This window comes from Clavibacter lycopersici, assembly GCF_003576405.1.
GTDB classification, from domain to species: domain Bacteria; phylum Actinomycetota; class Actinomycetes; order Actinomycetales; family Microbacteriaceae; genus Clavibacter; species Clavibacter lycopersici.
Map to the genome: position 1 here is coordinate 1 of NZ_QWGT01000121.1, position 8,403 is coordinate 8,403.

Below are 8,403 nucleotides of genomic sequence, written 5' to 3' on the forward strand. Positions count from 1 at the left end.
CGCGCCGGCGGCATCCGCGGTGCGCGATGCCGCCGCGGACGCGACGACGCGCCGCCGGTCGGGGAGCGCATCCCCGTCCGACGGCGCGTCGTGATCCTCTGACCGGCCGATCGACCCGCGTCAGCCCGCGTGCGCGGGCGCGCGAGGCGCCTCGCGCGATGCGTCGGCATCCGCCTCGGCTGCGCAGTCGGCCGCACCTGGCGCGGCGACCGGAGCCGCCCCCGCGTTGAGCCGCGCGAGGTACCCGGCGAACGTGTCGAGGTCGGCCCGCGTCCACTCGCCGAGGCCGCGGATCAGGCGGCTCCCGCCCTGGGCGTCGTCCGCCTCGATCCCTGCGCGGCCCGCCGCGGTGAGCGCGAGCACGCGCACCCGGCCGTCCTGGGCGTCGGCGCCGACCTCCACGAGCCCCAGCTCCTGGAGCTGGCGGAGCTGCCGGCTGACCACGCTGCGGTCGACGCCGAGCTGGTCGGCGACGGCGCTCGCGTGCGCGCTGCCGCAGCGGCGGATCACGCGGAGCATCTTGTAGCCGATGGGCGGGAGCTCCGGGTGGATCGCCGCGGCGGCCTCCCGGGTCGTCGCCCGGATCCGGCCGGCGAGGGCGGTCATCTGCTCCTCCACCTCGGCGATGCCCGCGGCGACCCCGTCAGGCATCCCGTCGGCGACGCCGGGGTCGCCCTCGGCGTCGCCCGCGTCGGAGCGGTCCTCGTCGGTCATCGGCGGGAGTCGACCCCGGCGTCCTCGGCCTCGGGGAGCCGGATGGATCCCGTCGGGTTCGCCTCGCCGGCGGGGGTGAGGGCGACGGCCCCGGCGGATGCGCCGATGAGCGCGTCCTCGGCGTCGGTGCGGTGCACCTCGCGGGCGTCCCCCGCGGCGGCCTTGTCGCTCTTCAGCTGCACGGCGTTCTTGCTGCCGAGCTGCGCGTTGGGCAGGAAGACCACTGCGATCAGCGACACGATCGCGAGCGGCACGCTGTAGAGGAACACGTCGCCGATGCCCACGCCGTACGCGCTCTCGACCACGGTGCGGACCGCGGGGCTGAGCTGCGAGACCTGCGGGATGACGCCGGAGCCGAGGGCCTGCGCGGCGGCGGCCTGGTCGGCCGGGGCGAGCTTCGTGATCCCGGCCGTGATCTCCGACGCGATGATCGTGCCCAGGATCGAGCCGAGCACCGAGACGCCGATGGTGCCGCCGAGGCTGCGGAAGAACGTGACGGCGCTGGTGGCGACGCCCAGGTTCTTGACCTCGATGGCGTTCTGCACGACGAGGACGAGGTTCTGCATGAGCATGCCGAGGCCCGCGCCGAGCACGAACATGTAGATGCCCACGAGCACGAAGTCGGTGTCGTAGCGGAGCGTGGAGAGCAGCGACGTGCCGGCGACGATGAGCACGGCGCCCGTGATCATGATCGCCTTCCACTTGCCGCGGCGGCTGATCAGGTTGCCGAACACCGTCGAGGAGATGAGCAGGCCCGCCATGAGCGGGATGGTCAGCAGGCCCGACTGGGTGGGCGTGGCGCCGCGCGACAGCTGCATGTACTGCGCGAGGAAGACCGAGGTGCCGAACAGCGAGATGCCGACCGCGAGGCTGGCGAGCACGGAGAGCGTGAAGGTGCGGTTGCGGAACATCGTGAGCGGGATGATCGGCTCGGCGACCTTGAGCTCGGTGACCACCGCGGCGATCAGCAGCACGACGGCACCTGCCGCCATGAGGTACGACGTGCCGGATGCCCACTCGAACTGCTTGCCGGCCTGCGACACCCAGATGAGCAGCAGCGAGACGCCGCTGGCGATGAAGACGGCGCCGAGGTAGTCGACGTGCACCTTGCGCTTCGGGTGCGCGGGGAGGTGGAGGGTGACCTGCAGCAGGATGATCGCGATGATCGCGATCGGCAGCGCGATGAAGAAGTTCCAGCGCCAGCCGAACGCGTCGGTCACGACGCCGCCGAGGAGCGGGCCGCCGACCGTGCCGACGGCCATGACGGCACCGAAGAGGCCGGCGTAGCGGCCGCGGTCACGCGGGCTGATGATGTCGGCCATGATGATCTGGCTCAGCGCCGCGAGCCCGCCGGCGCCGAGGCCCTGGAGCACGCGGAAGACGATGAGCGTCTCGGTGTTCTGCGAGAAGCCGGCGAGCGCGGATCCCAGGACGAAGATCCCGAGGGCGAGCTGGATGAGCAGCTTGCGGTTGAAGAGGTCGGCGAACTTGCCCCAGAGCGGCGTGCTCACGGTGGTGGCGAGGAGCGTCGCGGTGACGACCCAGGTGTAGCCGGACTGGTCGCCCTTGAGGTCGCTGATGATGATCGGCAGCGAGGTCGAGACGACGGTGCCGGCGAGGATCGAGACGAACATGCCGAGCAGGAGGCCCGAGAGGGACTCGAGGACCTGGCGCTTCGACATGGATCCGTCGGCCGAGACGGTGCGGCGAGGGGCCTTCGCGGGTGACGCGGTGGCCGGGTGGTGCTGGGACATGTTCCTCCGGGTAGTTGACTGCAGGCAACCATATGCCGATGGTGGATCGTTGTCAACCATCTCGGGCGGGGTGATCCGCTCGGGCGGGGAGGTCGGGGCGCGTCGGGAGTAGACCGGGAGGGAGAGCCGGTCGACCGACCGGCCTCGAGACGAGGAGGAACCCCATGGTCGATTCGGTGGCGACGGTATGGCTGCCCGTGCAGGACATGACGCGCGCGGTGGCGTTCTACCGCGACACGCTCGGTCTCACGGTCACGAGCGAGGACGCGGACTGGAGCGAGATCGAGGCGGGCGGCCTGATGATCGGGCTCAACGCGCGCGAGGAGGCGAGTGGCTCCTCGAGCAGCGGGGCGGTCATCTCGTTCACGCCCGAGGGCTCCATCGAGGACGAGCTCGAGCGGATCCGCGGCCGCGGCGCCGACATCACGGGCGAGATCAGCGACCACGAGTGGGGCCGCATCCTCCCCTTCCAGGACAGCGAGGGCAACGACCTGCAGCTGTACTCGCCGCCCGTCGGCGGCTGACGCCCGTCGCGCTCAGGGCGCAGGGCGCAGGGCTCAGGGCAGCGGCTCGAGGTCGACGTGCACCGGCTCGCCGACCTCGAGGCCCTGGGCGTCGCGGACCGCGCGCTTGATCGGCAGCACCCAGGTGCCGTCGGACTGGGGGAAGACGGACGTGCGCCAGGTCGTGGTGCCGACGCGCACGCGGACGGGCACGGATCCGAAGCCGCGGCGGCGAGCCTCGCCCAGCTCGCGCAGCATCCCGCCGAGCTCGACGGGCACGGTGACCAGCGTCATGAACTCGCGCCGCGCCTCCCACACCCAGAGCGGCGCGGTGAAGTCGAGGGGGAGGTCGTCGGTCATCACTCGACCCTAGGGGCGCTCACCAGCCGGCCCGGTCGGCGACGAGTGCCGCGACCTCGGCCGGGGTGCGGGACGTGGTGTCGATCGCGAGGCCGCCGAGGCCGGCCGCGTCGATTATCGCGGCCAGCTCCGGCGCGCGTGCGCGGTGCCAGGCGAGGCCGTCGGGGTCGTCGAGGTGGCGGGCGTCGAGGCGGGATCGCACCTCGTCGGCGTCCACGGTCAGCCGCACGAGCAGCGGCTCGCGGGATCCGAGCGCGGCGGCGTAGCGCGGCAGATCGGCGGCGCTCTCCACGACGGCGGCGACCACCACGACGCGCGCCCCCACCTCGCGGTAGTTGCGGGACAGGTCGCCGAGGTTGCGGAGCGCGAGCTCCTGGTGGAACGGATCCGCAGGGCCGGCCGGGTGCATGAGGCGCACGGCGTCCAGGTCGACGAGCGCGTGCGGCACCCCGCGCGCGGCGAGGAGGGCGCCGAGCGCGTGCATCGCGGTGGTCTTGCCCGCGCCGACGGTGCCGGTCAGGATCACGGCGTCCGTCATCGCGGCGGGCCTACGCGCGCGGTTCGTCGACGACGTCGGTGTCGCGCGCGAGCGGGTCGAAGGCGGCGGCGTCGTCACCCCGATGGCGGCGCTCGCGGAGCTTCCGGAGGTTCGTGATGGCGAGGCCCTCGAAGCCGAGGCCGCCGATCAGGAGCACGGCCGCCTGGATCCACGGGGGCACCCAGCCGTAGCGACCGGATCCGTCGCCCTGGGAGAGGTCGGGCGACGTCACCAGGATCGTGATGCCGATGGCGAGGAAGGCCGCGCCGAGGAGGGCCGCGGCGATCACCTTCGGCATCGTGGGCACCTGCGGCTCGCGCTCCGCCTTCTCGCGGGCACGGCGGCGGACGAGGGTCCGGGCCACGAGCAGAGCCGCGACGACGAGGACCACGAGGATGACGAGGGGCGGCTCCATCCCTCCACGCTAGGGAGGGTCGGGCCGCGCGCGGGACCGTGCCGCGCCCCCAGAACGAGGCGGAGCGGGCTGTCGGCCGGTCAGCTGCCGCCCGTGACGAGGTCGCACTCGAGCTCGTCCGCGGCCGCCGCGACGACCTCGAAGGAGGCGGCGCCCGCGCGGATCGTCACCGTCGACATGCCGACCCAGCGCGGGTGCGGCTCGGCCGTGGTGCTGGAGATGGCGTGGCGGAGGATCCGGAGGCGGTCGATGGAGAGCGTCGCGGTGCGGCGGCGGAGCACCTGGTCGCGGCGGGTGAGGATCAGCAGCTCGCGCGGCGAGCACGCGGCCACCGCGCCCGCGAGGCTCATCGGCCGGAGGCGCTGCAGCGCGCCCGCGAGGCCGGTGGCCGTGGGGACGAGCGGCGTGCGGGGCCGGGACGAGAGGTAGCGGAGCTGCGGATCCCGCGCGGCCAGGTCCCAGTACGCCGCCGCGACGCCCGCCTCGTCGTGTCCCACGTCGATGCGCGGCGTGGCCCGCGGCGTCTGTCCCGGGCACGTGCCGGGCGCCCCGGCGGACTCGCCCGCCAGCGTCATGAGCATCTCGGTCAGCTCCACGACCACGTCGGCCGAGGCGCCGTTGAACGGGATCCTCAGGGCACCGCCGTCGGCCGTGTGCACGGTGAGCAGGCCGTCGAGCAGATCGACCCCGTCGCGGACCGCCACGATGTCGGAGAAGGGGATGCGGCGGGCCGTGTACGCGGATCCCTGGCGCGAGAGCACCTCCAGCTCGCGGTGGCCGACGACGAGGAGGTGGTCGTACAGGTCCATGGTCGGGTCGGTGTCGCGGCGCGGGATGTCGCGCGGCACCTTGAGCACGAGGCGGGCGGCGAACGGGTCGACCCCGTGCGGGCGGTAGAGGCGGGGGATCTCGTCGACGGTGCGGACCGTGTCGATCCACGGGCCGAATGCGTCGTGCTCGGCGGTTCTGGCGTGCGGGGTCACCCCGCGAACGTATACCGCGCTCCGGCGCCCGCGGCAGGGGGGTGCGACCCCTCTCCGGGGCGGGCTCCCGTGTGCTACGGAGCCGCTCCCGTCAGCCCTCGATGAGGTCGCGCTCGGGCGGCACGGCGGTCCACAGCCTCACGACGCGGCGGGCCAGCGCCCCCTCGAGGCCGCCGAGCGCCTTGACCACGAAGATCGTGGTGCGGGCGGGGGAGCCGGCCTTCGAGAACCCGCGGTCGACCGCGCGCACCCACGTCTCCGCGGCGATCTTCGCGGTCGAGTAGTTGGCGCCGCCCGGGTAGGGGCGCTGCACGGCGGTCGAGGACACGATCGCGAGGCGGCCGGCATCGGATGCCTGCAGGTCGGCGTCGAAGGCGCGCGTGGTGTTGCGCAGCGTCGTGACGAGCCGCTCGTGCAGGAAGTCCCAGTCGTCGTCGGTCTGGCCCGCGAGGCCGTTGCCGCCGCGCCACCCGCCGACCAGGTGGATCAGCCCGTCGACGCCGCCGAGGTCCGAGCGGATCCGCGCCGCCAGCTCCTCGACGGCCGCGTGGTCGGCGAGGTCGCACATCTCGCGGCGGGACGCGTCCACGCCGTCCAGGCGCCCCGCGTCCGTGCCGACCGCGACGACGCGCGCGCCCGCCGCCGTGAGCTCGGCGCCGACCGCACGGCCCGCCGCGCTCGACGCGCCCGCGACCACGACCACGCGGCCGGAGACGCTCACGCGGCCTGCCCCGTGATCCCCGCGGTCGAGGAGATGACGTCTCGCATCTTCTTCTCCAGCGCCTCGAAGAACATGCTGAGCGGGAACTCGTCGTCGAGCACGAGGTCGGTGAGGCCCTTCGGCGGCCCGTCGAGCGGGAGCGCGTCCGGCCCCTTCGCCCACGTGGACGCGGGGTGCGGCGTGACCGTCTCGGTGACCATCGCGTACGCGGCCAGCCAGTGCGCGGTCTTCGGGCGGTCGATGGAGCGCCAGTAGAGGTCGTTCACGCGGTCGGCGAGGGCGACGACCACGTCGGCCACCTCGTCCCAGTCGATCGTGAGGCGCGTGTCGGTCCAGTGCAGGACGTGGTGCTGGTGCAGCCACGCGAACAGCAGCTGGCCGCCGAGGCCGTCGTAGTTGCGGACGCGGGATCCGGTGATGGCGAAGCGGAAGATCCGGTCGAAGATCACGGCGTGCTGCACCATGCCGGCGCGCTCCAGGAGGGCGTCGTCGGCGGCGGAGCGCTCGGCGGGATCCACCGCGGCCAGGCGCCGCTGGATGCGGACGGCCTCGCGGAACGCCGTGAGGTCGCACCTCAGCTCCTCGATCGAGTAGAGGAAGAACGGCATCCGCTGCTTGATCATGAACGGGTCGAACGGCAGGTCGCCGCGCATGTGGGTGCGGTCGTGGATCAGGTCCCACATCACGAAGGTCTCCTCCGCGAGCCGCTGGTCGTCGAGCAGGCGCCGCGCGTCCTCCGGCAGCTCGAGCTTCGTGACCTCGGCGGCGTGGCGCACCACGCGGCGGAAGCGGGCGGCCTCGCGGTCGGCGAAGATCGCGCCCCACGTGAAGGTCGGGATCTCGCGCATCGCGACGGTCTCGGGGAACAGCACGGCCGAGTTCGTGTCGTAGCCGGGCGTGAAGTCGACGAAGCGGATGGGGACGAACAGCGCGTTGCCGTAGTCGCCCGCCTCCAGCTCGGCGACGAACTCGGGCCAGACGACCTCGATGACGACGGCCTCGACGAGGCGGCTGGCGCTGCCGTTCTGCGTGGTCATCGGGAAGACGACGAGGTGCCGGATCCCGTCCACGCGGTCGCGCTGCGGCTGGAACGCGGTGAGGGAGTCGAGGAAGTCGGGGACGCCGAGGCCCGCGTCCACCCAGCGGGCGAAGTCGACGTCGAGCGCCGCGAGGTACGCGGAGTCATGCGGGAAGAGCGGGGCGAGCGCGCGGACGGAGTCGCGGATCACCGCGATGAGGCGCGCGGCCTCCGCGTGGTGGGCGGTGTCGGGGATCGAGCCGTCCTTCACCTGCATCGGCTGGAGCGCGACGGCGGCGTCCTTGAGGGCGAGCCAGGCGGGGGAGGAGGCGACGCGGGCGACGTCCTCGACGACCTCGGGCTCGCCGATGACGGCTGCGGGGGCTGCGGCGCTGGACATGGATCGACCTCCGATCGTGCGGGTGCGTGCGGTGCCTCCACCGTAACGGCGGGTCCGGCGCGAGATCGTGTCCCGAGTGCGGGATCCGCGCGTGGATCCGGGCACCCACGCAGCATGCGTGCGCGAGCGGCGTCGACTACGCGTCGTCGTCGGTGGGCACCGGCGTCGTCGTCCCCGCCTCGTGGTCGCGCCGGAGGATCGCGTAGCCGACCGAGGCCCGCGGCTCGTCGCCCTCGACCGGCCACCCGTCGCGGTAGTGCGCCTCCTTCACGAAGCCCGCGCGCACGAGCACGCGGCGCATCGCCCGGTTGTCGTCGCGGGTCTGCGCCTCGAAGCGCGTCACGTGCGGGTAGGAGCGGAACACGTGCGAGGTCAGCGCGCGCACCACCGGCACGCCGAGTCCGCGGCCGCGCCACGCCTCGGCCAGGCGCAGGTCGAACAGCACGCCCGGATCCTCCAGGTCGTCGAGCACCACGAGGCCCACGCGGCCGGATCCCGCGACCTCGACCCACAGCGCCTCGTGCTCGGGCCCGTCGAAGTCCCCGTCGGCGATGCGCCGGTCGACGTCCGCGACGGTCGGCGCCGACCGCACGTGGAACGGGAACGGGTTCGTGGTGAGGAACGCGCGCAGGGCGTCGGCGTCGGCGCTCACGTCGACCGGCACCAGCTCGACGCCCGGGTCCGCGCTCACCACGGCGCGCCGCACAGGTCGAGCTCGCCGCCGGCGGGCGCGGGCAGGCGGCCGGGGCGGATCCGGGTGGGCTGGTAGTCGAGCACCACGCGCTCGCCGTCCTGCCGGACCCACGTGGTGCCCGCGAACGGCACGAAGCCCACCTGCGCGTAGTAGCCGTCCATGCGGGACGCGCAGATCAGCTGCGTGAGGTCGGGGTCGTGCGCGTCGACCGCCGCGATTGCCCGGTCGAGCGCGGCGCGGCCGTAGCCCCGGCCGCGCACGGACGGGTGGCTCGCGACGCCGCCGATCCCGGCCAGCCGCACG

The 8,403-nt window shown here is 73.6% G+C and carries 11 protein-coding genes; 1 reads left to right on the forward strand and 10 read right to left on the reverse strand.

Annotated elements, in window-relative coordinates; all coding sequences use genetic code 11:
• Positions 1-120: 120 nt before the first annotated feature.
• On the reverse strand, positions 121-714 hold the full coding sequence (locus DZG00_RS09310) for a MarR family winged helix-turn-helix transcriptional regulator (protein ID WP_119455561.1): 594 nt from the start codon (positions 712-714) through the stop codon (positions 121-123).
• Positions 711-2,468 carry an MDR family MFS transporter gene (locus tag DZG00_RS09315; protein ID WP_375342498.1) on the reverse strand — a complete coding sequence of 586 codons (1,758 nt, stop codon included), beginning with the start codon at positions 2,466-2,468 and terminating at the stop codon, positions 711-713. Before DZG00_RS09315 ends, DZG00_RS09310 begins: the two co-directional genes overlap by 4 nt.
• A gap of 164 nt (positions 2,469-2,632) precedes the next feature.
• Between DZG00_RS09315 and DZG00_RS09320 the strand changes: the two genes are divergently transcribed.
• Positions 2,633-2,992, forward strand: a complete 360-nt coding sequence (locus tag DZG00_RS09320; RefSeq protein ID WP_119382001.1) for a VOC family protein — start codon at positions 2,633-2,635, stop codon at positions 2,990-2,992.
• A gap of 33 nt (positions 2,993-3,025) precedes the next feature.
• On the opposite strand, the gene DZG00_RS09325 is transcribed toward DZG00_RS09320, so the two are convergent.
• From DZG00_RS09325 to DZG00_RS17015, 8 genes are all read right to left on the reverse strand, one after another.
• Positions 3,026-3,331 (reverse strand): DUF1905 domain-containing protein, encoded by a 306-nt coding sequence (locus tag DZG00_RS09325; RefSeq protein ID WP_119382002.1) that lies wholly within the window; start codon positions 3,329-3,331, stop codon positions 3,026-3,028.
• Between the two features lie 19 nt (positions 3,332-3,350).
• The gene (locus DZG00_RS09330) at positions 3,351-3,869 is read right to left on the reverse strand and encodes an adenylyl-sulfate kinase (RefSeq protein ID WP_119382003.1); all 519 of its coding nucleotides are present in this window, start codon (positions 3,867-3,869) and stop codon (positions 3,351-3,353) included.
• A gap of 10 nt (positions 3,870-3,879) precedes the next feature.
• The gene (locus DZG00_RS09335; RefSeq protein WP_119382004.1) at positions 3,880-4,284 is read right to left on the reverse strand and encodes a hypothetical protein; all 405 of its coding nucleotides are present in this window, start codon (positions 4,282-4,284) and stop codon (positions 3,880-3,882) included.
• A gap of 80 nt (positions 4,285-4,364) precedes the next feature.
• The gene (locus DZG00_RS09340) at positions 4,365-5,267 is read right to left on the reverse strand and encodes a hypothetical protein (RefSeq protein ID WP_119382005.1); all 903 of its coding nucleotides are present in this window, start codon (positions 5,265-5,267) and stop codon (positions 4,365-4,367) included.
• A 91-nt stretch (positions 5,268-5,358) separates the two neighbouring features.
• A complete protein-coding gene (locus tag DZG00_RS09345) occupies positions 5,359-5,988 on the reverse strand; it encodes an SDR family oxidoreductase (protein ID WP_119382006.1) in 630 nt (209 codons plus the stop codon).
• Entirely contained in the window at positions 5,985-7,406 is a 1,422-nt protein-coding gene (locus DZG00_RS09350) for a DUF6421 family protein (protein ID WP_119382007.1), read from the reverse strand. The genes DZG00_RS09345 and DZG00_RS09350 overlap by 4 nt, the downstream gene beginning before the upstream one ends.
• Before the next feature lie 136 nt (positions 7,407-7,542).
• Positions 7,543-8,097 (reverse strand): GNAT family N-acetyltransferase, encoded by a 555-nt coding sequence (locus DZG00_RS09355; RefSeq protein ID WP_119382009.1) that lies wholly within the window; start codon positions 8,095-8,097, stop codon positions 7,543-7,545.
• Positions 8,094-8,403 (reverse strand): GNAT family N-acetyltransferase (locus tag DZG00_RS17015; protein ID WP_199689806.1); only part of this gene is annotated, 310 nt, incomplete at its 5' end. The genes DZG00_RS09355 and DZG00_RS17015, both read right to left, overlap by 4 nt.

Bases quoted from the DNA above. Each gene is read 5' to 3' on its own strand.
- DZG00_RS09320 (WP_119382001.1), top strand. From the start codon at position 2,633: ATGGTCGATTCGGTGGCGACGGTATGGCTGCCCGTGCAGGACATGACG.
- DZG00_RS09335 (WP_119382004.1), bottom strand. From the start codon at position 4,284: ATGGAGCCGCCCCTCGTCATCCTCGTGGTCCTCGTCGTCGCGGCTCTG.
- DZG00_RS09315 (WP_375342498.1), bottom strand. From the start codon at position 2,468: ATGTCCCAGCACCACCCGGCCACCGCGTCACCCGCGAAGGCCCCTCGC.
- DZG00_RS09325 (WP_119382002.1), bottom strand. From the start codon at position 3,331: ATGACCGACGACCTCCCCCTCGACTTCACCGCGCCGCTCTGGGTGTGG.
- DZG00_RS09350 (WP_119382007.1), bottom strand. From the start codon at position 7,406: ATGTCCAGCGCCGCAGCCCCCGCAGCCGTCATCGGCGAGCCCGAGGTC.
- DZG00_RS09310 (WP_119455561.1), bottom strand. From the start codon at position 714: ATGACCGACGAGGACCGCTCCGACGCGGGCGACGCCGAGGGCGACCCC.
- DZG00_RS09330 (WP_119382003.1), bottom strand. From the start codon at position 3,869: ATGACGGACGCCGTGATCCTGACCGGCACCGTCGGCGCGGGCAAGACC.